We start from the raw sequence: 23,062 nt of genomic DNA, 5'->3' as shown, positions 1-23,062 counted from the left end.
ATGTTTGCAGGACAGACCTGGTGGATCGTCGGCGCGAGCGAGGGGCTGGGGCGTGCGATCGCCGAGAAGCTGGATGCCGCAGGCGCGCGGCTGGTGCTGTCAGCGCGCAGCGAAGAGCGCCTGCAGGAGCTGGCGGGCACGCTGAGCAATGCCACTGCCCTGCCACTGGATGTGACCGATCCCGACGCCATCAGCCGGGCCGTGGAGCAGATCGGCAAGGTGGATGGCCTCCTTTACTGTGCCGGGGCCTATGACCCGATGCCTGCGCAGGACTGGGACGCCGAGAAGGTCGAGCTGATCTGCGACGTGAACTTCATGGGCGCAATTCGTGTGGTTGGCCGCGTCATACCGCAGATGGTCGCTGCCAACGAAGGGCATATCGTGCTGATCGGCTCACTCGCCGGTCACACGGGCCTGCCCGGAGCGACCGGCTATGGCGCGTCGAAATCGGCCGTTATACACATGGCCGAGAACCTCCAGGCCGATCTGATCCAGACCCCCATAAAGGTTCAGGTGATCAATCCGGGTTTCATCAAAACCCGTCTGACCGACAAGAACGATTTCAAGATGCCGATGATCCAGACCCCGGATGAGGCCGCAGATGCCTGCCTGAAAGCGATGCGAAGCGGGCGCTTCAGCACCAGTTTCCCCGCCCCCTTCGCCTGGGTCTTCACCATCGGCAAACATCTTCCCCGCAAACTGTTCCTGCGCCTGATGGGGGCGGGAAAATGAGCCCCCATTCGCCGCGCCACATCGTCATTATCGGTGCCTCCGGTGGCATCGGGTCGGCGATGGTTGACCATTTTGCGGCGCGAAACCCCGCCAGCCTGACGGCGGTCGCGCGCGGCGCATTGCCACCGAAGGCCGGCGTCGACAGCTACCGCGCCGATATCACGGATGAGGACCAGCTGGCCGGGTTTGCCGATGATCTGCGCCGCAGGGGGATCGCCCCTGATCTGGTCGTCGTTGCAACCGGGGTTCTCTCGCACGAGGCCGGGCTTAAGCCTGAGAAATCCTATCGTCAGCAGGACCCGGTGGCGTTCCGCAAGGTGTTTGAAATAAACACCTTTGCCCCCGCTATCATTGCCAAACATCTGCTGCCGATCATGCCTCGCAAGGGGCGCGCGGTCTTTGCCGCCCTGTCCGCGCGGGTCGGCTCGATCAGCGACAATGGCCTCGGCGGCTGGCACGCCTATCGCGCCTCCAAAGCGGCACTGAACATGCTGATCCGCAACTACGCCATCGAAACCGCGCGCAGCAACGAGGAGATGATCTGTGTCGGCCTGCATCCCGGCACCGTAAAAACACTGCTGTCGGAACCTTTTTCAAAGAACGTCTCCGACGACGCTCTGTTCGAGCCACAACAGGCCGCGGCCTACCTCGCCCAGGTGATCGACCGGTTATCGGCCAAGGACAGCGGGCGGGTGTTCGACTGGGCCGGCAAGGAAATCCCAGCCTGATGATGGGCTGATCGCCACCAGATCGTGGCGACCGTGTTATCAAACACAGCGCCGGACTTGCTCATCCAGCAGGCCCCATGCGACAGTGGGTGAACACCGCACGCAGCCATGCGCTCTGCGGACTCACCCGATGTGCCAGCTGCCTACAGGACCTTGCCGCCTTGAAATCCGTCCGGCTCCGCCTCCTATTGCTCGCACTTCTGCCGCTCAGCGTGGTGATGCCGCTGCTGCTGGTCGTGGCCATGGCGCGCTGGAACGCGGATTACGACAATGTTCTGATCGTCAATGTGGAAAGCGATCTGAAAATCGCCGACCAGTATTTGCGCCAGTTGCAGGCCAATACCGGCGATGATCTGGCAGCAATCGCCAGCTCGGCCCGGTTTGCCGAGGTCCTGCGCGCATCGTTGCAGGATCAGTTGCGGTTTCTTGACCAGCAGCGGCAATCCCTCCAGCTTGATTTCCTCTATTATCTGCCATTGCGCAATATCGACCGCGAGGCGCGCCGCTGGCCGGTGATCGACCGCGCGGCGCAGGGCAGGCTGGCCTCGGAAATCGACATTTTCTCCGCTGCGGACCTGGATGAGATCTCTGCCGACCTGCGTGACCGGGCCCGTATTTCCCTGATCGAGACCGAGGCCGCCGCGCCGACAACCCGACCGGCGGAAGATCGCGGCATGGTGATCCATTCCGCCGCGCCGGTGACCAATAACGGCAGTGAAGGCGTGCTGGTGGCGGGCCGGCTTCTGAACCGGGATCTTGATTTCATCGATACGATCAATGCCCTGGTCTATCTGGGCGACAGTCATCGCATCAGCCGCAAGGGCACCGCGACACTGTTTTTGGAAGATACCCGTATCTCCACAAACGTTCGCCTGTTTGAAGACGTCCGCGCGCTTGGCACCAGGGTTTCGCAGGCGGTGCGCGATGCGGTGCTGGGTGAGGGGCAGACCTGGCTCGACCGTGCCTTTGTGGTGAACGACTGGTATATCTCCGGCTATCTGCCGCTCACCGACAGCTTCGGGCGTCGCGTTGGGATGCTGTATGTCGGCTTCCTTGAGGCGCCCTTTGCGGCGGCCAAACTCTCCGCCTATTGGACTGTGGTGCTGTCATTCCTGTCCGTTCTGCTGTTGTCCGCGCCCCTGTTCCTGTGGCTGGCCAAAGGGATCTTTGCGCCGCTTGAGCAGATGAGCCACACCATGGCCCGTGTCGAACGTGGCGATCTGACCGCGCGCAACGGCAATGTCGGGCGCCGTGACGAGATCGGACAGGTTGCGGCCCATCTCGACAGCCTGCTTGATCAGGTTCAGGATCGTGACCAGAAACTGCGCGACTGGGCAGAGGAGCTGAACGCGCGTGTCGACCAGCGCACCGCCGAACTGCGCGCCGCCAACGAAAAACTGGAGGCAACCTATAAGCAGCTGGTGATGAGTGAGAAACTCGCCTCCATCGGCGAGATCACAGCCGGTGTGGCGCATGAGATCAACAATCCCGTCGCCGTGATCCAGGGCAACGTCGATGTGATGCGGATGACCCTGGGCGCCGCCGCCGAGGAGGTGGACACCGAGCTGGCGCTGATTGACGATCAGATCCTGCGGATCAGCGCCATCGTTGGCAAACTGCTGCAATTTGCGCGCCCCACCGAATTTGGCACCTTCGAGGAAAGCCTGGATCTGGCCCCGGTTGTCTCCGACTGTCTGGTGCTGGTCGATCACGTGATCACCAAACAGGCCATTACCGTTGAAAAACAGTTCGCCGCAACGCCACCGGTTCGCATAGACCCGGGCGAATTGCAGCAGGTGGTGATCAACCTGATCCTCAACGCGGCGCAGGCCATGGAGGGCTGCGGCAGGCTCCTGCTGGCCCTGAGGCCGATGGAGCGCGACGGTGTCAGCGGCGCCTGTCTTGAGGTTTCGGACACCGGGCCGGGCATCGCTGCCGAAGATCTGCCGTCGGTGTTCAACCCGTTCTACACCACCAAACTGGGCGAAGGCACCGGGCTGGGGCTGTCGATCAGCCAGACCCTGATTCAGCGCGCCGGCGGGGTGATTTCGGCCGACACCCGGATTGAGAACGGGGAGATCAAAGGCGCCGTCTTTTCGATCTGGCTGCCTGCGGTCAAGGCCGGGGACTGAGCCACAGCCCGCGACACGCTGGCCGTCCATCCACCTATCGCTCGGATGATATCACAGCCCCCAACTGGCGCATTTTCGATCAATCGTTTTCCGCGAAACCCCCAACCGGCGGGCGGCCTCGGCGCGATTGCCGTCACAGGCATCCAGCACATGCACGATATGACGCTGCATCACCAGATCGAGCGTATCCATCGCAGCACTGCCCGTGATCCCGCCGGTGCCTGCGAACTCCTCAGGAAAGGCGCCGAGAATGACCGACCGTTCAATCAGGTTGCGCAGCTCACGCACATTACCGGGCCAGTCGTAGCGGCTGAATTTCAGCAGGGTCTCAGCGTCGAGCTCCAGCGCAGGCATGGCCAGCGTGGTAGAGAACTGCTCCATAAACAGCGCCGCCAGCTCCACGATATCCTCAACCCGTTCACGCAGCGGTGGCATCTGGATGTTGACGATATTGATCCGGTGATAGAGATCGGCACGGAAACGGCCCTCGGCCACGGCCTGTTCCAGATCGGCATTGGTGGCAAACAGGAACCGCAGGTTCAGCGGGATATCGCGCTCTGCGCCGACCGGCCGGATGCGCTGGTCCTCCAGCACGCGGAGCAGCGCGGCCTGCACCTGTTCGGGCATCTGGGCCACCTCGTCCAGAAACAGCGTGCCGCCATCAGCATAAAGAAACAGTCCGTCCTGTCGGCGGTCCTGCGAATCCACCATACCGAACAGCTCATGCGCGATGCGATCAGGCGCGATGGCCGCGCAGTTCACCGCCACAAACGGCTTCTCCGCGCGGTCCGACAGCGAATGCAGCGTCCGCGCCGCGATTTCCTTGCCGGTACCACTGGCGCCGGTGAACAACACAGGCGTCGGCAGCGGCGCCAGCCGGGTAATCATGTCACGCGCGGTCTGAATCGCAGGAGATTTCCCCAGCAAACGCCCCCGCGCAGCGGTGCCCTCCGCCGATAGCGCATGTTTCAGCAGGTAGTTTTCCCGCCGCAGATGCTTGCGGTCCAGGGCCCGTGCCACGGAATTGAGGATCTGATTGGCGCGAAACGGTTTCAGCACGAAATCCGCCACCCCGACCCGCAACGCCTGAATGGCAGTTTCCAGATCCGCATAGGCGGTGACCAGCACCGTATCGGCAAACAGGCCGACCTTATGCTGTTCCTGCACCCATTCCAGCCCGGTTTTGCCGGGCATGATATTGTCGAGGATGATCAGGTCGAAATGCGCCTGATCCAGAATATTGGACGCCTCCGCGGCAGACGCCGCCTGCTCCACCCGCTTGCAGCGGGGGGTCAGGATCTTGGTCATGAAATTGCGCATACCTGGTTCGTCATCGATCACCAGGATCGACGCACCGGCAAGGTTTTCCCCATATTCATCGCGGGGCGGCGGCGCGGTTGTCAGCACGGTCAATCCAGTCGGACGGCCGGTCCGGAATGCACCTCATAAGAGGCGAACCCCGCCTGATCCAGTGCCAGATTGGCGCCGGCGGCGATCACGATGATGGCGGCAAACCCCGTCAACATGGCTTTCATTGTGTTACTTCTCCACCTTGGTTGCGCGTTTCAGAAACGCAATCAGATCGCGCCGGTCCTGCGGATCGGTAATCCGCTGCATCGGCATCTTGGAGCCGGGGATATAGTGATCCGGCCCCAGATCGAAGAGGGCATCAATTGTCGCCTCTCCCCAGATTATATCAGATCCATCAAGGACCTGCGAATAGCGATAACCCGCCAGCGTGCCGGCGGGACGACCAAAAACATCATATAGGCTCGGTCCCGCCTTGCGACTCTCACCGGGCCCGAGCGCGTGGCAGATCGAGCATTTCCGCATGAACTGCCGTTCGCCGTTGGGCATCGTTTCTGGGTCCTTCAGGAACCCGCGGTTGCCTGTCATCTGCGCCTCGGCCTCTCCCATCAGGTCAACCGGCCAGCCATAGGCCAGATCATCCAGCCCGGCGGCCCAGATGGTCTGCCCGTCCGGCGCAAACTCCAGCGCCCAGACCGGCCCGTCGCGGGTGGCGCGAAAATCGGCACTGATGCGCCAGGTCTCGGTGTCCACCATCATGATATAGCCCTGCCCGTCCCCGACGGCGAGCCGCGCGGTGCCCTCATGATGGGCCATTGCAAGGATAGGCCGTCGCTCCAGCGTGAAATCGGCTACAGGCTCGCCGGTCTGTGTGTCGACAACGCGCGTCGCGCCATCCACAGCCCCATAGGCCAGCCAGTCGCCACCGGGGCCAAGCGCCAGCTGGTTGATGCCAAAGCCCTGATCGACCAGGCGCCGGGGCGGTTGGCCTGCGTCCTCGTAGACCAGTATCTGCCCCTCCATCGTGGCAGCATAAATCGCCCCCCCTGGTCCGATTGACACGTCATTGATGCCGCTGCCAACCGCTATGCGCTGTTCCGCTCCTCCGTCAAATGGCCAGAGGCCGATATTGCCGTCCCAGCTCGCCGACACCAGCATTTCGCGGTCAGGGGCAATGGCCAGCGCCCGGATCTTGCCCAGATGGCGGCCGATCAGCTCGGCCTGTTGGCCGCCCTTCGGCCACAGGTAGAGCGCGAAATCATCCCCCGCGGTGACCAGACGACCGGCATCGACAAAGGCCAGAGCGGTGACCGCTGCATCATGGGCCTCAAGCCAGCGTGGCGTGCGATCGCTCCACAGGCCCACGGCATTGTCGAAACTGCCGGTGGCCACCTGACCCTCAGGCGACACCGCCAAGGCCATCACCGGGCCGCCGTGGCCTTTCAACGTGGTGAACTCATCCCCGTCGGCCGGATCGGCACCTGCGGGCAGCGCCAGAACAGTCGCAGCGCAGGCGGCCCACAGATAGCCCGTCCGCAGGACCAGCGCTGACAGGCGGCACCACACCGCCGGTCACTCCGCCGGTGTTGCGCCCTTGGCGCTGCCGCTACCGCTGCTGCCCTCTGGCGTGACTTCGCCCTTTTCGCGCATTTCCTCCAACCAGATGGAGTGGTGCTGATGCGCCCAAGCCTCGTCCACGTCGCCGGCTCCCATCGCGTCAAAGGCACCTTCCATGCCCAGCGAGCCGATGTAGATATGCGCCAGAATAATCGCCATCAGCACAAAGCTGATAATGGCGTGCCAGCTCTGGGCCAGCTGCATTTCTTCCTGCGGTGCAAGGTCAACCGGCAGGGTGCCATAACCCACCAGCTGCGGCAGGCCGAGATCATTCAAGATGGCAAAGGTCTTGGCAAAGAGCGGCATCTCAAACGGGAACAGGAGCGACAGGCCCGAAACCGAAATGGAGGTTCCAAGAACAATCACCGACCAGAAAATCAGCTTCTGGCCAAAGTTGAACTTCTTAGCGGGCGGATGGGCCTTGCCGACAATGCCGCCCATCTGGCGGATCCACACCAGATCCGTACGGTTGGGGATATTGTGGGCCACCCACATGACAAACACCATGATCAGCGCCAGCATGAACGCCCAGGAAACATTGTTGTGGACCCATTTGCTCCAGATCAGCAGGCCCGCGTTGATCTCCTTGCCCAGATAGGGGGCGATCACCATCCGGCCAAACAGGCTGGCCAATCCGGTAACGCCCAGCAGAATGAAGGATCCCGCCAGCATCCAATGGGCAAAGCGTTCGATGAACTGAAAGCGGGTGACCGTGCGTCCGGTGGAGGGCTCGTCTATGCGAATACGGCCGCGCAGCAGATAGAACAGCGCCAGGAAGCCTATCGTGCCCAGCAATAGCCAGCCACCATAGGTGCGAAGCGGCCCATCGCGGAAAGTCAGCCAGCGCATACCGCCATCCTGCACCAGAACAGTGGCAACATCGCCCCCCGCCGAGACCCGCAGATCTGCCGCGTTGTAGCGGATTGCGCGCCAGAGTTCGGGATCGGAGGCCCCACCGAGCGTGCCCAGCTGTTGCGTGATCCCGGCGCCAATCGCGCCCGCACCGGTATCGTCGCTGCGGAAACTGTCGTCGATTTTTTCGCCGCGCTGACGGGCCAGGATATCCTCCAGCGTCTGCGCCCCACCCGTGGCACTGCGATCCGGCACCGCCTCCGCCGCAGGGGCACCCTGGGTGTCCTGCGCCGCAGCGATCCCCGCCATCAGCGTCAGTTGCATCAGAATTGCAAAGGCGATGCGCAGCATGGGCCACACTCCTTCATGGGTTGTCTTGGAAACTGAACAGGAAAACAGGACGGCCCGCGCGGGCGGGCCATCCCTTCATGTCAAAGAGGGCTGATCAGCCGCCCTTCTGGTCATAGGCTGTCCCCCAGCCCCAGGCACCCGAGCCAAAGCCACGGGCGACAACGCGTTCGCGGTAGACCGCAGACACGACATCGCCGTCACCGGCCAACAGCGCCTTGGTTGAGCACATCTCGGCGCAGATGGGCAGCTTGCCCTCTGCAATCCGGTTGCGCCCGTATTTGGAGAATTCCGCATTGGAATGCGTCTCCTCGGGGCCACCGGCGCAGAAGGTGCATTTGTCCATCTTGCCGCGGCTGCCAAAGTTGCCTGCCTGCGGATACTGCGGCGCACCAAAGGGGCACGCGTAGAAGCAATAGCCACAGCCAATGCAGAGATCCTTGGAGTGCAGGACCACGCCTTCTTCGTTCTGGTAGAAGCAATCGACCGGGCACACCGCCATACAGGGTGCGTCCGAGCAATGCATACAGGCGACCGAGATCGACCGCTCGCCGGGTTTGCCATCATTGATGGTCACCACCCGACGCCGGTTGATGCCCCAGGGCACCTCATGCTCGTTCTTACAGGCCGTCACGCAAGCGTTGCATTCAATGCAGCGTTCGGCGTCACAGAGAAACTTCGCTCTTGCCATATCTCTTTCTCCTTATGCTGCGCTGATTTTGCAGAGAGTACATTTGGTCTCCTGCATCTGGGTCACGCTGTCGTAGCCATAGGTCTGTGCGACGTTGCAGCTTTCGCCCAGAACATAGGGGTCAGCCCCATCCGGGTATTTGTCGCGCAGATCCGTGCCCTGGTAGTGACCACCAAAGTGGAACGGCATGAAGGCAACGCCCTCTCCGACCCGCTCTGTGACCATTGCCATGACTTTGACCTTGCCGCCTTCCGGGCCTTCGACCCAGACCTGAGAGCCATCGCGAATGCCGATATTGTTGGCATCGCGCGGGTGGATCTCGACGAACATGTCCTGCTGCAATTCCGCAAGCCACGGGTTGGACCGGGTTTCTTCGCCGCCGCCTTCATATTCGACCAGACGACCTGAGGTCAGGATGATCGGATATTCCTTGGAGACGTCGTTCTTCTGGATCGACGCATAGAGGGTCGGCAGCCGGTAGGCGTGACGGTCCTCATATGTCGGGTAGTCTTCGACCAGATCCCGGCGGTTGGTATAGAGCGGCTCGCGATGGATTGGCACCGGATCCGGGAAGGTCCAGACCACGGCACGCGCCTTGGCGTTGCCGAAGGGCGCACATTCATGCGCGATGGCAACCCGCTGGATGCCGCCCGACAGGTCGGTTTTCCAGTTCACCTTGGCCACCTTGTCGTCATAGTCCGACGGGAAGGGCGACATGCTCTGCTCGCCGACTTCGTGGGTGTAATCGGCAAACCCATCCACCCCGGCAGCCTTGGCGATAAAGGCCCGCTCGGACGCGGTCAGCTCGGTGTGCCAGCCCAGATCCTTCAGCATCTGATAGGTGAACTCAGGATAACCATCCTGAATGTCGGAGCCTGCGGAATAGACACCTTCTGCCAGCAGGTTGTCGCCATCCCGTTCCACACCAAAGCGCGCGCGGAAGGTCAGGCCGCCCTCGGAGACAGGTTTTGACATGTCATAGAGGTTTGGCGTGCCCGGGTGACCCATTTCAGCGGTTCCCCAGCAGGGCCAGGGCATCCCGTAGTAATCGCCGTCAGCAGGACCACCCACCGCCCGCAGCGTGGTGCGGTCAAAGGTGTGCTGATTGGCCATATGCGTTTTCATCCGCTCCGGCGACTGGCCGGTATAGCCGATCGTCCACATACCACGGTTGAATTCGCGGGTGACGCTTTCGACATTCGGGGTCTCGGCATCTTCCATCTCGATATTGCGGAAGAACCGGTCGCCCCAGCCGAATTTATTGGCGAATTTGGCGATGATCACATGGTCCGGCAGGCTTTCGAACAGCGGATCGACGATCTTGTCGCGCCACTGCAAGGAGCGGTTGGACGCGGTGACCGAACCCCGGGTCTCGAACTGGGTACAGGCGGGCAGCAGATAGACACCATCGGTGCGATCATGCAGCACCGCAGAGACGGTGGGATACGGGTCGACAACGACCAGCATGTCCAGCTTCTCCATCGCCGTCTTCATCTCCGTCATACGGGTCTGAGAGTTCGGCGCATGGCCCCACAGGACCATGGCCCGCACGTTATTGGGCTGGTCTATGTTCGCCTTGTCTTCCAGAATACCGTCGATCCAGCGGCTGACCGGAATACCCGTCAGGTTCTGCATCGACTTGTCCTTGCCATCGGCCCCTTTGGTGGTGTCGAACTGACCGGCAAGCCATTCGCTATCCTCACCCCAGACACGGCCCCAATGCGCCCATGCGCCCGCCGACAGGCCATAGTAACCCGGCAATGTATGGCTCAGAACGCCAAGGTCGGTTGCGCCCTGCACGTTGTCGTGGCCACGGAAAATATTGGTGCCGCCGCCCGATGTGCCCATGTTGCCCAGCGCAAGCTGCAGAATGCAGTAGGCGCGGGTGTTGTTGTTGCCGGTGGTGTGCTGGGTGCCACCCATACACCAGATCACGGTGCCGGGGCGGTTGTTGGCCATTGTCCGCGCCACGCGCTTCAGCTGGCTGCCGGGGGTGCCGGTCACACGCTCGACCTCCTCGGGCGTCCACTTGGCCACTTCTTCGCGGATCTGATCCATGCCCCAGACACGGGTGCGGATGAATTCTTTATCTTCCCAGCTGTTCTCGAAGATATGCCACAGGATCCCCCAGACCAGCGCCACATCGGTGCCGGGGCGGAAACGCACATATTCATCGGCATGGGCTGCCGTGCGGGTGAAACGCGGATCGCAGACGATAAGCGGCGCGTTGTTCTGCTCCTTGGCCTTCAGAACATGCAGCAGCGAGACAGGATGCGCCTCTGCCGGGTTACCGCCGATGATGAAGATCGCCTTGGAGTTATGGATATCGTTGTAGCTGTTGGTCATGGCGCCGTAGCCCCATGTATTCGCAACACCCGCAACCGTGGTCGAGTGACAGATCCGCGCCTGGTGGTCGACGTTATTGGTGCCCCAATAGGCGGCGAACTTGCGGAACAGATAGGCCTGTTCGTTGTTATGCTTGGCCGAGCCAAGCCAATAGACGCTGTCGGGTCCGCTCTCTTCGCGGATCTGCATCATGCCGTCGCCGATCTCGTTGATCGCCTGTTCCCAGCTGATGCGCTTCCATTCCCCGCCTTCTTTCTTCATCGGGTACTTCAGACGGCGTTCTCCATGGGCGTGTTCGCGCACGGAGGCCCCCTTGGCACAATGGGCGCCGAGGTTGAACGGGCTGTCCCAACCGGGTTCCTGACCGGTCCAGACGCCATTCTGCACCTCTGCTACGACGGTACAGCCGACCGAGCAGTGGGTGCAGACGGATTTGACGGTTTCCACCGCGCCAGCCGCAGCCGTGGCGGCATTGGCCTTGGTGACGGATCCACCGGTGGCGCTGATGGCGGCAAGCCCACCAATCGCGAGGCCGGATCCGCGCAGAAACGCGCGGCGGTCAACGGAGCTTTCTGCAACCTTGGACAGGATACTGGTCCGCTGGGGGCGTCGCGCAACCCCGTTGGTCTTTTTCCTAAGCATGTGTTCCTCCCTTGCTTCCCTTACGGGTTCGCTGGGTTATCGGGGGCCTTTGGCAGTCGGGCGTCACGCAACCAGTCGCCGTGGGCGTTCAAAACATCACCGGTCGGTCAGAACCGGAGACTGTCGTAATAGGCGCGGGTGTGCGCGGTATCCTGCATCACTTCCGATGTCAGGTCAGGCTCGGCCGCCTCGGCCGTGCCGCCGGTCGTCGCCACCGCAATCGCCGCAATCGGCGTTGTGGTCGCTGCCAGCTTGAGAAAGTCGCGGCGGCTCTGGGCCTCCTCGGTCTTTCTGGTCATGTGATCCTCCTCCTCAGTTGGTTGGCTCACGTGGGTTAAGGACGGCACGCCGTCCCGGCTCAGGCGGATTGCTCCGCACTCATTCGAAATCCTTCGGCCTCGATCTCCATGAAGACCCGGCCCACGGCACCGACGGCGGCATAAAGAACCGAGTTCTTCGCCGCCTCCAGATCGGAATAGAAATGCCCGGCCCAGGGGCCTATGTGTTTGTTGAAGAACTGTTTCTGGTCACCCAGCGGTGCTGCCGTGCCGAAACGTCCGGCAATCAGCGCCCCCATCATCTCCATAAGGGAGGCGATATTATCCTCCGGCTCATAGACATTCTGGGCCCGTGTCATGCCCCGCGCGGCCATGTCCTGCCGCAGGGCTGCCAGCGGTTTCTCGTTCAGAAATCCGGTCAGATAGTAGCTGGCATAGGGCAGCAGCTCGCCACGGCCCAGACCGATGAACAGCTTGTTAAACTCCCGCTCAGCGGCCGCAGGTTTGGTCAGCCGCGCGATTTTCGCCAGCGCGTTGATCGCCGTGCCCAAGTCGGTGTCATCCCCGGATAAACCGGCCATCTGCGCCAACAGCATCTCATCCGGCGGCCCCGACAGCATCAGGCCCAGAAAATTGTAGAGATCCGCACGCAGCCGGTCTTCATCCTGCGGAATGGCAGGACCGGCCGTCTGTTCGGCTGTCTCTGTCTGGGCGTGCTCGGCGGTCATATGTGTCTCCTCGCAGGGGTCTTGGTCTGGGTTTCGGGTGGGTCAGGTGACGGGTGCGTTGGTGTCAGCGGCAAAAGTGAAGCGCATACGCCTCGGCGCCGACGCCACCGGATCGGGAACGGGATCAGCAACAGCGGCAAAGACGGGATCAGCCGCTGTCGGCATTGACGGCATCCGGGCTGCCGCTTCCTGTGCATGGTCTGGATCGGCACCATCTGACGGCGACTGCAAGCCCATGGTCGGGCGGCGCACGGATTCGAGCGGCGCTGTCTCGGCCTGCCCAGCACCGGCCTGCAAAGAGTCGCATGAGGCTGCCTCATGCGGCGCGACAGCCGCAACCGTCTCCTCAGCGGCCAGCGCTTCAGCCTCCTGCTCGGTGTCAGCGGTCGTGGCTGCGGCCTCTTCTGCCTGCCGCGCCAGCTCCTCTACATGCGCGGTCATGCCCTTGCCGACCTGATATGCGGTCTGAAGATTCTCGATCACCATGGCGCTGTCGGTGAAATCCTCGCCGTAATCCAACAGCCCGTCGACATTGGCCAGAACCGGATTGCTGGTCCACAAACGGCGAAGGGCGCGGGTACGGATCCGCGCCGGAATGGTCTCTTTCAGGAACACGCTGAAGTCATCGCCCTGTTGCATCTCATCGGGGTCCGGAAGGTTCAGCTCTTGCAGGATCTCGGCGTCACTTTTCTCCTCCAGCGCCTCTTCGGCGGCCTGACGTGCGGCAGCAGCGACCTCGGCGGCCTCAGCCTCCTGTTCGGCCGCAACACGGGCGCGGCGGCGGGACCAGAAATCATCCCGGCTCATGACAGGCGCGCCTTCTTCAGGGCGGGCGAGCGATAGACATCGGTCATCTGCGAGATGCGCGGATCGCCGATCCCGTCCTCGCTGGCGTCGGTCTTGACCCGGTCCCGGCGCCGTTTCTTGAACGGCTCGTCGTGAAAATGCAGCTGCGCAAAATCGCGGACCCAGGCAATCAGCCCGTCCGGCATCGGTACTTTTTCCACCAGATCCTCGCCGTTGTCGGCGTAATCCTGCGCCTCATAGGGCGAGGCCGTCACCAAGAGCACCTCAAGCGGCCGGTCGTCCGACACGCCGTCGCGCAGGACCACATAGATGCAGGGTGGTTCCGCGGTCAGCCCGTGCAGATAGGCCTCGGCCTCGCTCCGGTGCAGCTCCAGCGGCAGGGTGGCGGCGTGGTACTCCCGCACCTCGCCCGCTTCGCGCAACAGCTGCCAGTCCGCCTGCGCCGCACCCGGCAGCACCGAGGTTGCCTTCCACGACCAGCGCGCCCAACGGGTCACCCCCGGCTGACGCCGCAGGACGACACCCAGCGGCATCACATCCGTCTTTGCACTGCGATCCCCGGTCTCAGACACGTCAACGCCCTATTTGGTCAGTTCGGTTGACAAAACAGTGCCGCATTCTGCGACCACACGGGAAGATAACTTTTGCTGATGGCGCGTTAAATCAACATCAAAGGTCAATTTGACCAGCCCGACATGCCCCCTTTGGACAGTGCGGACGAAAAGTCTAATTCGACTAATTCACTCAGGCTTAACGCAGGGGAAGCGCGATGCCTTGCCACGGCGAATCACTTGCCTCATCTGAGCCACCCGGCGGCACGGCTGACCGGCAAATTGCGGTTTACCTGCTTGCGCAAACATGCCTAGTCTAAGCCCGGAGTGGCGGATTTCTGCTGCTTTCACCAAGCGAGAAACACGCGGAGAAAACATGTCTAAGCAATTGATTCTATGTGATTGTGCCGGAACGCAATCAATCGATTCCGAGGCATTGTCCCGTAGCACAGGCCTGCCCTGTTCAAAGCTGCATTCAGCGCTTTGCACCGATCAGATCGAACAGGCGGCACAGGCCATCTCGCAGGGGGACGCAATTATTTGCTGCGCCCAGGAGCACCGGATTTTCGAGGCACTGGCAGAGGAAATCGACCAGCCGGCCCCGGCCTTTGTCGACCTGCGCGACCGGGCCGGATGGACCGCCGATACCGCCTCGACGCTGCCCAAAATGACCGCGTTGATTGCTGAGGCAACGCTGACACCGCCCCTGTCAAAGACCATAGACCTGCATTCGGAGGGGCTCTGCCTGATCCTTGGCGCGCCGGAGGTGGCCTATGTCGCAGCCGAGCGGCTGCAGGAGAGCCTCGCGGTGACCGTGCTTCTCGAGACGCCGAGCGACCCCCCTCATAGCCGCGCCTACGATGTGATTTCCGGCCAGCTGCGCCACGCGCGAGGCGCCTTGGGACAGTTTTCCGTCACCATCGACCGGCTGCAACAGCTGGACGTCACTGGGCGCAGCTGGACCTGGGACGAAGCCCGCGACGGCGGGCAGTCGGTCTGCGATATCATTCTCGACCTGCGCGGCGTCCAGCCGTTGTTTCCCGCGCCCGAAAAACGTGACGGCTACCTGCGCGCCGATCCAAAGTCCGCCCCGGCCGTCGCCGAGGCCACGCTGAGCGCCAGCCAGCTGGTCGGCACTTTCGAAAAACCCCTCTACGTGCGCAGCGAGCCGTTGCTTTGCGCCCATTCGCGCGCCGAGCAGACCGGTTGCACCCGCTGCCTCGATGTCTGCCCGACCGGTGCCATCAGCCCGGCCGGCGATCATGTCAGCATTGACCCGATGATCTGCGCCGGATGTGGCTCCTGCGCCGTGCTCTGCCCCTCCGGCGCAATCACCTATGACGCGCCGCCAACCGATGCGCTGATGCGCCGGATCCAGACCCTGGCCAAGGCATATGCAGAGGCTGGTGGCAGCGCCCCCCGCCTGCTGGTGGTCGATCAGCACGGTGATCAGATGGTCGAGCTGGCCGCCCGCCACGGCCGCGGCCTGCCGGCGGATGTGATCCCCCTGTCGGTTGAGGCGCTCAACAGTTTTGGTCACGCCGAAGCCCTCGCCGCCCTCGCTGCCGGTTTCGCCGAGGTTTCGGTGCTGCTCTCGCCCAGGGCTGAGCGCGACGTGCAGGACCACGAGCTGGCTCTGGCCACGGCGATTGCCGGGCCCTACCTGCATCTGCTGGAGCTGAACGACCCGGACCAGCTAAGCGACCGCCTCTTTGACCGCAGCGGCGCTCAGGCGCGGGTGGAAACCCCGCAGCGCCCGATGGGCACACGGCGCCAGATCACCCGTCAGGCCGCCAAGGCTCTGCTGCCCGAAGCCGAAACGCTGCCCCTGCCCGAAGGCGCCCCCTATGGCGCTGTTCTGGTCGCCACCGACAAATGCACGCTCTGCCTCTCCTGTGTCTCACTTTGCCCCTCCGGCGCGCTGGGGGACAACCCGGACCTGCCGCAGCTGCGCTTTCAGGAGGATGCCTGTCTGCAATGCGGTCTCTGCGCCAATGTCTGCCCGGAGGACGCGATCCGCTACGAGCCACGCCTGAACCTGACATCCGACGCGCTGTCACAGGTGGTCCTGCACGAGGAAGAACCCTTTGCCTGCGTCGAATGCGGTTCGCTCTTCGGCGTCAAATCCACCATCGACAAGATCACCGAGAAACTGGCCGGGAAACATTCGATGTTCGCCAACCCGGATGCCGCCCGGATGATCCAGATGTGTGACAATTGCCGGGTCAACGCGCAGTTCCATCAAAAGAACTCGCCCTTTGCAGGCGCGGAGCGCCCCCGTGTCCGCACCACCGAGGACTACCTCAGCAAACGCAAGGATCACTGATCCCGAAATGCCGCGATAAGATGATGACGCTACTTATGCTCCAACGGCGCCCCCAGATCCGCGGGGCTGAGCACGGCCACATAGGCGAGGATATTCTCCAGCTCGTCCAGCGTGAGTTCGACCGGAACAATCGGCGAGGGGCGTGCCTCGTCGAAGGGCGGCGTGATCTCGGCAATCTGGGTAAAGGCGGGATGCGGGTTCAGCGCGTAGAAGGCCTGAAACCGCTCCTCCCAATTGGCGAGGCTGCGCAACACATAGAACGACGGGGTCGAGCCGATACTGTTGATCCGTCCGGCCTCCTCCACCGCGTGACAGCGCCCGCAGTGGGATTTGGACAGATCGTATCCGCGTCCGGCGTCGCCGTCCCATGTGGTCACAGCCACCGCGGCCTGTGCCTGCTTCGGCACCCGGAACATCTGGCGCCCCTCGGGGGCAAAGGCGGCGATCGTGCGCGCGCCCACATCAGAGGTCAGCCAGTCTGCAAAGCGCCGCGCCCCGGCGTGATCCGGCGCGATCAGCTCCAGATGCCAGACGGTCCCGTCCCCCTCCATCACGGGCTGGCCGGTCGTGCCCAGCATCATCTCGGCGACATCATTGCTGTCGACCAGTTCGATCCGCACCTGCGTCTTCAGCGAAAACCGCGGCAACAGAAACCCCAGCACCCCGGTCTCCACCAGTGGCGCAGGCGCGGCCAGTCGCAGCTTTGCCGGATCGCTCTCGGCCTGTCCGCTGGCCGGTCGCAGGATCAGCGCAAGCAGAATTATCGCCAGTATTCCCGCGTAACCGCGCAAAAGAGTACATACCCAGACCATATGAAATGCTAGGAAACCACCTACATCCCCGTCAAGAGCCGTTACAGCCGGGGCCAAAAGCCCCGCAGGCCATCAAAAATAATCAAGCCAGCTTAGACCAAGCTCGCCCCAATAAGGAGCAACCCCGGCGTGTCCCTCACTCGTGAAACTGTCCTAGAGGCGCTCAAGACCATCAAAGACCCGGTGTCCGGCAGCGATATCGTCGCCGCTGGCATCGTCCGCGCGCTCAATATCGAAGAGGGCACAGTCCGCTTTGTGCTGGAAATCGACCCGGCCAAATCCGATATCTACGCGCCCGTGCGCGATGAAGCCGACGCCAAGGTGACGGCGCTGCCCGGCGCGGGCAAGGTTTCGGCCATGCTGACGGCCCATTCCGAAAAGGCGCCGCCGGACCTGAAGCCCAAACCGGCCGCCCAGCCGCAGGGGCCGCAGAAAATTCCCGGCGTCGACCGGATCATCGCGGTTGCCTCCGGCAAGGGCGGCGTCGGCAAGTCCACGGTTTCGGCGAATATCGCCTGTGCCCTGGCCGCTCAGGGCCGCCGTGTCGGCCTGCTTGATGCTGATGTCTACGGCCCTTCGCAGCCCAGGATGCTGGGGGTCTCCGGTCGGCCCGCCAGCCCGGATGGCAAAACCATCCTGCCGATGCGCAACCACGGGGTCACCATGATGTCGATCGGCCTGATGACCAACGAGGATCAGGCGGTTGTCTGGCGCGGCCCGATGCTGATGGGGGCCCTCCAGCAGATGATGATGCAGGTGCAATGGGGCGCGCTGGACGTGCTGATCGTGGACCTGCCGCCGGGCACCGGTGATGTGCAGATGACGCTGGCGCAAAAGGCGCATGTGGACGGCGCCATCGTGGTGTCCACCCCGCAGGATGTGGCGCTGATCGACGCCCGCAAAGGCATCGACATGTTCCAGAAACTCAACGTGCCGATCATCGGCATGGTGGAAAACATGTCCACGCATATCTGCTCCAACTGCGGGCATGAGGAACATGTCTTTGGCCATGGCGGCGTTGCTGCCGAGGCTGAGAAACTGAATGTGCCGCTGCTGGCGGAGATCCCGCTGCATCTGGATGTGCGCGTTGCCGCCGACGGTGGCGCGCCGATTGCGGTCAGCAAACCCGACAGCGCGCAGGCCAAGGCGTTCCATGATCTGGCGGCAGATCTGATCGCCAAGGGTCAGGCCTGATCCGATGGCCGAAATGAGCGACCTCAGCTTCCCCCCCCTGATGGAGGGGCTCGCGCTCAGCGGGGCCGACGATCCCTTTGCCATCGCCTGTCAGAAGGCGGTTCTGGGCTGCGACGCAGGTCTGGTGGTGCATAACCTGCTGCATGACCGGCTTCAGGCGGCCTTTGTCTTTGCGCCCGAGGTTGCCCTGCGGCAGGCCATGACCATGCTTCCGGTCTGCGGTATTGCACTGCAAAACGCCCTTGGCGCGCTGGCCCCGCCCGAGGTGGCGGTGCATCTGCAATGGGACGGCGGTCTGCGCATCAATGGCGGTCGCTGCGGCCGGCTGCGTGCCGCCGCCAGTACAACCGCGCCATCAGAGGTGCCAGACTGGCTGGTCATCGGCCTCGACCTGCCGCTCTGGCCGCCGAGCGACGGGGAAACCGGCGATCGTCCCGAGGATACCGCGCTTTATGCCGAGGGCTGCGCCGATGTGGATGCAGGCCAGTTACTGGAAAGCTGGGCCCGCCACGCGCTGCACTGGATCAACCGCTGGGAAGAGGACGGCACGGAGCCGGTGCACACGACCTGGCGCGGCCTTGCCCAGGATATTGGCGAAACCGTCACCCATGCGGGCCTGAATGGCACCTTCCTCGGCGTGGACGAAGATTTCGGCCTGCTGTTGCGGGACGAGGCGACAACCCATCTGATCCCCCTGACCACCCTACTGGAGACACCGTGATGCAGCTTGCCCGCGCCATTCATTTCGACGAGAGCGATCAGAACGTCTTTGCCAGCCCGGCCCGCACCGGCGAATGGTGTATTTCGGGCGGGTTTGAGTTTTCCAACTGGGAAGAGGCCGATCTGATCGGCAAGCAACGCCAGGCCTTTGCCAATGGCTGGATGGGGCTGGAAACCGGCGGGCGTGTCACCTTCGTTGCGGTGACGCGGATCGAGGAGAGCGAGCTGGCAGGCCTCACCGATCTGCTGGCCGCGCATTTCGTCAGCTACTACGGCGCCCCGGATCTGGCCGCCGCCCGCCCGGTGGCTGCGGAAGAGCTGACACATATGGCGGAACTCTGCGCCGATCACGCGCCCAATACGCTGCTGACGGTGATGCGCGAGCTGACAGAGGCGGGCGTCAAGGAAAGCTATCGCAGCATCGAGCCGCAGGAGGCGGGCCTGGAACAATTCGCCATCCATGTGACCGACGACTGATTGACCACGCACGGCGCGAAGCCCGCAACCGGCCCCTCCCGCCCGGAGTGCGGCGGGTCAAAGCCCCCCGCTCCCGTTGGGCCAGGCGCCGCGCTCAGGCGCGGCGTCTGCACATTGCAACCGCTGTGCTGTGGATGCCGCTATCGCCTATGGCGCCGCGTTGAACACAAACAGCGCCTCGCCATTGATCTGGTAGCCGTTGATCAGCTCCTTGGCGGTATCCGACACCAGCCAGCCTTCCAGCCGGGCTGCGGATTCTGCCTTCACATGGGGGTGTTTCTGCGGGTTGACCGGCAGATAGGCATATTGGTTGAACAGCACCGGATCCCCCGCATAGAGCAGCGCCAGATCGCCCTTGTTGGCGAAATTGAGCCAGCTTGCGCGGTCCGACATGATGTAGCCCCCCATGCCAGAGGCTGTATTCAGCGCGGCCCCCATGCCTGCGCCAACAGCGTTGTACCAGCCGCCAAATCCGTCAGGTGACAGATCCGCCGCGGCCCACAGGCTCAGCTCTTTCTTGTGGGTGCCGCTGTCATCGCCGCGACTGACAAAAGCCACCTCGGATGCGGCCACTTTTTGCAGTGCCTCCGCTGCCGACTGCGCGCGGCCAATGCCCGCCGGGTCCGCCTTGGGGCCTACAAAGACGAAATCATTATACATGATCTCGCGGCGATGGGTGCCGTTGCCGCCTGCCAAAAACGCCTCCTCGGCCTTCTTCGAATGCACCAGAATCGCATCCACATCGCCCGCCTCGCCCAGACGGATCGCCTGACCGGTGCCTACCACCAACAGCTGCACCTCCAGCCCCAGATCCGACTTGATCTGCGGCAGCAGAACCTCTGCCAGACCGGAGTTGTGGAAGGATGTGGTCACCGCCAGCTTCATCTCCTCCGCCAGCGTCGCCGTCGCCATTGTCAGCGCAGCCAGTGCCACCAGCACAATCCGTTTCATTCGACAATATCTCCTCTTAGAAATGCGCGGCCCTGTTCGGTATGGGGCCGGGTAAAAAATGCCTCCGCCGCTGAAAACTCGGCAATCTGACCGTGCAGAACAAACAGCACCTCATCCGCCAGACGCTGCGCCTGACCCATATTGTGGGTCGACATGATCAGCCGGGTGCCTGCCGCTGCCGCTTCGGTCAGGATCTCCTCGATTTCGCGAGTGGCGCGCCCGTCGAGCGAGGCGCAAGGCTCATCCAGGAACAGCAGCTGCGGCTTGCGGATCAGGGCCCGAGCCAGCGCCAGTTTCTGCCGCTCACCGCCCGACAGCAGCACCGCAGGCCGGTGCAGCGCATCGCCGCCCAGACCGATCCGCTCAGCCCAGATCTCGGCCTCGGCCAGCGCCACCTTGCGGGCCACCCGGTTCAGCCGCAGCGGATAGGCGATATTTTCCACCACAGAGCGGCGCATCATCACCGGCGTCTGAAACACAAAGGCCTGGCGCCGCTGGGCTTCGGCCATGGCGCAGCCCCAGCTGATCCGCCCCTGCCCCAGTCGCAGGATGCCATGCAGCATCTTCAGCAGGGAGGTCTTGCCCGAACCATTCGGCCCGATCACGATGGTCGTCCCCTGTCCGTCCAGCCGCAGATCCACCGGACCGATCAGTGTCTTGCCACGACGGCGCACCTGCGCCGCCTCGACAACCAGCGGAAAAAGACTGCTCACCTTGCTCACCAGCGGCCCTCGCTCTCGGTCTGACCCAGCCAGTGGATGGTCAGATTCACCGCCACCGCCAGCGCGATCAGCACAAAGCCAAGCCCCAGCGCCATGGCAAAATCCCCTTTGCCGGTCTCCAGCGCAATCGCCGTCGTCAGCACCCGGGTGGCATGGTCGATATTGCCGCCAACGATCATGATCGCCCCAACCTCACCGATCGCGCGACCAAACCCGGCCAGCGCCGCCGTGAGCAGCGCCCGCCGCCCGTCCCACAGCAGCGTCGCAATGCGCTGGCTCTGGCTGGCATTCAGCGAAATCAGCAGATCGTGGTAATCACTCCACAGATCGCGCAGCGACTGATGCGCGATCGAGGCGATGAGCGGCACGATGATGATCACCTGCGCAATGATCATCGCGGTCGGGGTGAACAGCAGCCCCAGTACCCCGAACGGACCAGCCCGCGACAGCAGCACATAGACCACCAGCCCCACGACCACCGGCGGCAGCCCCATCAGGGCGTTGAGCACCGCAATAGTGACCCGACGCAGGCGAAACCGGCGGACCGACAGCAGCGCCGCCAGCGGCAGCGCAATCACCGAGGCCACCAGCAACGCGGTCAAAGTGACCCGCAACGAACGCAGCGTGATCTCGACCAGATCGCCATCCAGCGTGACCACCAGCCAAAAGGCCTGGACCAATCCTTCCCAGAGATCAGACATGGAGGCGGATTTTCTCCCTTGTGGGACCGGTCTTACCGCTTCCCGATACTGTGTGAACGCTATCTGCAAACCACAATATCAGCCCGCCCAATAGACAAAAACGACACCGGGTGTGAAAATTGGACAAATTGACCGCGCACTGTTTGCGCTGACATCGCCCGATGGTCAGATGGTCTTGGTGCCGCCCCCAGCGTCAGGTTGCCGATGCGCCCCGATTGCCACCGATTTGCACCAGGATTTCCGGTTTTTACGCAACAAAGCGGCTGCACTCGCTTGCGTGCTAAATGTGAACATGAAACAAGAATTCCCCAAAGTGCCACGTCAGGCGCAGCTTTGAGGAAATGCCATGTTCGATCTGCAAACCATGCGCGATCAGCTCGCCAATCACTATGACCTTGCGCCAAATCCTGCTCTGGCCGCAGAGATGTCAGAGATCTACGCCAAGATGGACCGGGTGGTGAACCCCGTCGACTGGGCCACCTACGCGCCCTATGTCGCCGCCATCCTCGCCTTGAAAAAAGAACGCAACGCTGTGATTCTGGCGCATAACTACATGACGCCTGAAATCTACCACGGGGTCGCCGACGTGGTGGGCGACAGCCTCCAGCTCGCCATGGAGGCCACCAAGGTGGAGGCCGACGTCATCGTGCAATGCGGTGTGCATTTCATGGCTGAAACCTCCAAGATCCTCAGCCCCGACAAGATCGTCCTGATCCCCGATATGGAGGCCGGCTGTTCGCTGGCGGAATCGATCACCGCAGAGGGCATTGCCCAGATGCGGGCGAAATATCCGGGCGCGCCGGTTGTCACCTATGTGAACACCACGGCCGAGGTCAAAGCCGCCTCCGATATCTGCTGCACCTCCTCCAACGCGGCCCAGATCGTGGCCGCACAGGACGCCGACACGGTGATCATGACCCCGGACCAGTATCTGGCGCAGAACATCGCTCAGCAGGTGCCGGAAAAGAACGTGGTCTGGTGGGAAGGCTCCTGCATCGTGCACGAGCAATACACCGCCAAGGACCTGCGCGATTTCCGCGAATGGAACCCCGGCACCCGGCTGATTGCACATCCCGAATGCCCCCCGGATGTGGTGAATGAGGCCGATTTCTCCGGCTCCACCAGTGGCATCATCAAATATGTGACCGACGAAAAGCCCGAAAAGGCGATGTTGATCACCGAGTGTTCGATGGCCTCGAACATTGCCGACCAATTGCCGGAGGTTGAATTCGTCGGCCCCTGCAACATGTGCCCCTACATGAAGAAGATCACGCTGGAGAAAATCCTCTGGTCGCTGCACACGATGTCCGAACCGGTCGAAGTCGATCCCGAGGTCGCCGAAAAGGCCCGTGTGGCGGTGCAGCGGATGATTGATCTCAGCCAGAAACTGGGGATCTGA

Annotated in this window: 22 protein-coding genes; 8 read left to right on the top strand and 14 right to left on the bottom strand. The window is 62.7% G+C overall.

Translation table 11 applies throughout. The features are described 5' to 3' along the window. The 3 genes from VWZ87_RS18720 to VWZ87_RS18710 all read left to right on the top strand — a co-directional run bounded on the left by VWZ87_RS18720 (window position 1) and on the right by VWZ87_RS18710 (window position 3,592). Window positions 1-732 (top strand): SDR family NAD(P)-dependent oxidoreductase, encoded by a 732-nt coding sequence (locus VWZ87_RS18720; protein ID WP_416536622.1) that lies wholly within the window; start codon window positions 1-3, stop codon window positions 730-732. Continuing rightward, window positions 729-1,460: an SDR family NAD(P)-dependent oxidoreductase gene (locus VWZ87_RS18715; RefSeq protein ID WP_416536621.1), complete on the top strand. Its 732-nt coding sequence runs from the start codon at window positions 729-731 to the stop codon at window positions 1,458-1,460. Before VWZ87_RS18720 ends, VWZ87_RS18715 begins: the two co-directional genes overlap by 4 nt. A gap of 161 nt (window positions 1,461-1,621) precedes the next feature. After that, the gene (locus VWZ87_RS18710; RefSeq protein ID WP_416536717.1) at window positions 1,622-3,592 is read left to right on the top strand and encodes a cache domain-containing protein; all 1,971 of its coding nucleotides are present in this window, start codon (window positions 1,622-1,624) and stop codon (window positions 3,590-3,592) included. Window positions 3,593-3,643: 51 nt separating this feature from the next. Here VWZ87_RS18710 and VWZ87_RS18705 read toward each other — a convergent pair whose 3' ends face one another. The 10 genes from VWZ87_RS18705 to VWZ87_RS18660 all read right to left on the bottom strand — a co-directional run bounded on the left by VWZ87_RS18705 (window position 3,644) and on the right by VWZ87_RS18660 (window position 13,742). Beyond that, window positions 3,644-5,005, bottom strand: a complete 1,362-nt coding sequence (locus VWZ87_RS18705; RefSeq protein WP_340547408.1) for a sigma-54 dependent transcriptional regulator — start codon at window positions 5,003-5,005, stop codon at window positions 3,644-3,646. After that, complete coding sequence (locus VWZ87_RS18700; protein ID WP_340547409.1) at window positions 5,002-5,127, bottom strand: hypothetical protein; 126 nt, start codon at window positions 5,125-5,127, stop codon at window positions 5,002-5,004. The genes VWZ87_RS18705 and VWZ87_RS18700 overlap by 4 nt, the downstream gene beginning before the upstream one ends. Before the next feature lie 4 nt (window positions 5,128-5,131). After that, on the bottom strand, window positions 5,132-6,466 hold the full coding sequence (locus VWZ87_RS18695; protein ID WP_416536620.1) for a c-type cytochrome: 1,335 nt from the start codon (window positions 6,464-6,466) through the stop codon (window positions 5,132-5,134). 6 nt (window positions 6,467-6,472) lie between these two features. Continuing rightward, a complete protein-coding gene (locus VWZ87_RS18690; protein ID WP_416536619.1) occupies window positions 6,473-7,720 on the bottom strand; it encodes a formate dehydrogenase subunit gamma in 1,248 nt (415 codons plus the stop codon). A gap of 94 nt (window positions 7,721-7,814) precedes the next feature. Beyond that, window positions 7,815-8,408: a formate dehydrogenase FDH3 subunit beta gene (gene fdh3B / locus VWZ87_RS18685; RefSeq protein WP_014875661.1), complete on the bottom strand. Its 594-nt coding sequence runs from the start codon at window positions 8,406-8,408 to the stop codon at window positions 7,815-7,817. A gap of 12 nt (window positions 8,409-8,420) precedes the next feature. Next, complete coding sequence (locus VWZ87_RS18680) at window positions 8,421-11,396, bottom strand: formate dehydrogenase subunit alpha (RefSeq protein WP_340547412.1); 2,976 nt, start codon at window positions 11,394-11,396, stop codon at window positions 8,421-8,423. A gap of 107 nt (window positions 11,397-11,503) precedes the next feature. Beyond that, window positions 11,504-11,695, bottom strand: coding sequence for a twin-arginine translocation pathway signal protein (locus tag VWZ87_RS18675; RefSeq protein ID WP_340547413.1), 192 nt, complete (start codon window positions 11,693-11,695; stop codon window positions 11,504-11,506). Window positions 11,696-11,754: 59 nt separating this feature from the next. Then, window positions 11,755-12,402 carry a TorD/DmsD family molecular chaperone gene (locus tag VWZ87_RS18670; RefSeq protein ID WP_416536618.1) on the bottom strand — a complete coding sequence of 216 codons (648 nt, stop codon included), beginning with the start codon at window positions 12,400-12,402 and terminating at the stop codon, window positions 11,755-11,757. Window positions 12,403-12,444: 42 nt separating this feature from the next. Beyond that, window positions 12,445-13,209, bottom strand: coding sequence for a DUF3306 domain-containing protein (locus VWZ87_RS18665; protein ID WP_416536617.1), 765 nt, complete (start codon window positions 13,207-13,209; stop codon window positions 12,445-12,447). Then, entirely contained in the window at window positions 13,206-13,742 is a 537-nt protein-coding gene (locus tag VWZ87_RS18660) for a DUF3305 domain-containing protein (RefSeq protein WP_340547534.1), read from the bottom strand. Before VWZ87_RS18660 ends, VWZ87_RS18665 begins: the two co-directional genes overlap by 4 nt. A 394-nt stretch (window positions 13,743-14,136) precedes the next feature. Here VWZ87_RS18660 and VWZ87_RS18655 point away from each other — a divergent pair, with 394 nt between their 5' ends. Further along, complete coding sequence (locus VWZ87_RS18655; protein ID WP_416536616.1) at window positions 14,137-16,086, top strand: 4Fe-4S binding protein; 1,950 nt, start codon at window positions 14,137-14,139, stop codon at window positions 16,084-16,086. A gap of 29 nt (window positions 16,087-16,115) precedes the next feature. Here VWZ87_RS18655 and VWZ87_RS18650 read toward each other — a convergent pair whose 3' ends face one another. Then, window positions 16,116-16,898 (bottom strand): hypothetical protein, encoded by a 783-nt coding sequence (locus VWZ87_RS18650; RefSeq protein ID WP_340547417.1) that lies wholly within the window; start codon window positions 16,896-16,898, stop codon window positions 16,116-16,118. A gap of 129 nt (window positions 16,899-17,027) precedes the next feature. Here VWZ87_RS18650 and apbC point away from each other — a divergent pair, with 129 nt between their 5' ends. From apbC to VWZ87_RS18635, 3 genes are read left to right on the top strand one after another with little or no spacing between them, the layout of a single operon-like run. Beyond that, window positions 17,028-18,092, top strand: coding sequence for an iron-sulfur cluster carrier protein ApbC (gene apbC, locus VWZ87_RS18645; protein WP_340547418.1), 1,065 nt, complete (start codon window positions 17,028-17,030; stop codon window positions 18,090-18,092). 13 nt (window positions 18,093-18,105) lie between these two features. Next, entirely contained in the window at window positions 18,106-18,813 is a 708-nt protein-coding gene (locus tag VWZ87_RS18640; protein ID WP_340547535.1) for a DUF4444 domain-containing protein, read from the top strand. After that, complete coding sequence (locus tag VWZ87_RS18635; RefSeq protein WP_416536615.1) at window positions 18,813-19,289, top strand: DUF6505 family protein; 477 nt, start codon at window positions 18,813-18,815, stop codon at window positions 19,287-19,289. Before VWZ87_RS18640 ends, VWZ87_RS18635 begins: the two co-directional genes overlap by 1 nt. A 147-nt stretch (window positions 19,290-19,436) precedes the next feature. Here VWZ87_RS18635 and VWZ87_RS18630 read toward each other — a convergent pair whose 3' ends face one another. Genes VWZ87_RS18630 through VWZ87_RS18620 form a run of 3 tightly spaced genes read right to left on the bottom strand, consistent with a single transcriptional unit; the run spans window position 19,437 to window position 21,663 of the window. Continuing rightward, window positions 19,437-20,240: a substrate-binding domain-containing protein gene (locus VWZ87_RS18630; protein ID WP_416536614.1), complete on the bottom strand. Its 804-nt coding sequence runs from the start codon at window positions 20,238-20,240 to the stop codon at window positions 19,437-19,439. Beyond that, window positions 20,237-20,953, bottom strand: coding sequence for an ATP-binding cassette domain-containing protein (locus VWZ87_RS18625; RefSeq protein ID WP_416536613.1), 717 nt, complete (start codon window positions 20,951-20,953; stop codon window positions 20,237-20,239). The genes VWZ87_RS18630 and VWZ87_RS18625 overlap by 4 nt, the downstream gene beginning before the upstream one ends. Before the next feature lie 5 nt (window positions 20,954-20,958). Beyond that, window positions 20,959-21,663, bottom strand: coding sequence for an ABC transporter permease (locus VWZ87_RS18620; protein WP_340547422.1), 705 nt, complete (start codon window positions 21,661-21,663; stop codon window positions 20,959-20,961). A gap of 346 nt (window positions 21,664-22,009) precedes the next feature. Here VWZ87_RS18620 and nadA point away from each other — a divergent pair, with 346 nt between their 5' ends. Beyond that, window positions 22,010-23,062: a quinolinate synthase NadA gene (gene nadA / locus VWZ87_RS18615; protein ID WP_340547423.1), complete on the top strand. Its 1,053-nt coding sequence runs from the start codon at window positions 22,010-22,012 to the stop codon at window positions 23,060-23,062.

It is taken from the genome of Phaeobacter sp. JH20_37 (assembly GCF_048056015.1).
GTDB classification, from domain to species: domain Bacteria; phylum Pseudomonadota; class Alphaproteobacteria; order Rhodobacterales; family Rhodobacteraceae; genus Phaeobacter; species Phaeobacter bryozoorum.
The sequence above is the reverse complement of the archived record's forward strand: the minus strand, read 5'-3'. Positions and strand labels throughout refer to the sequence as shown.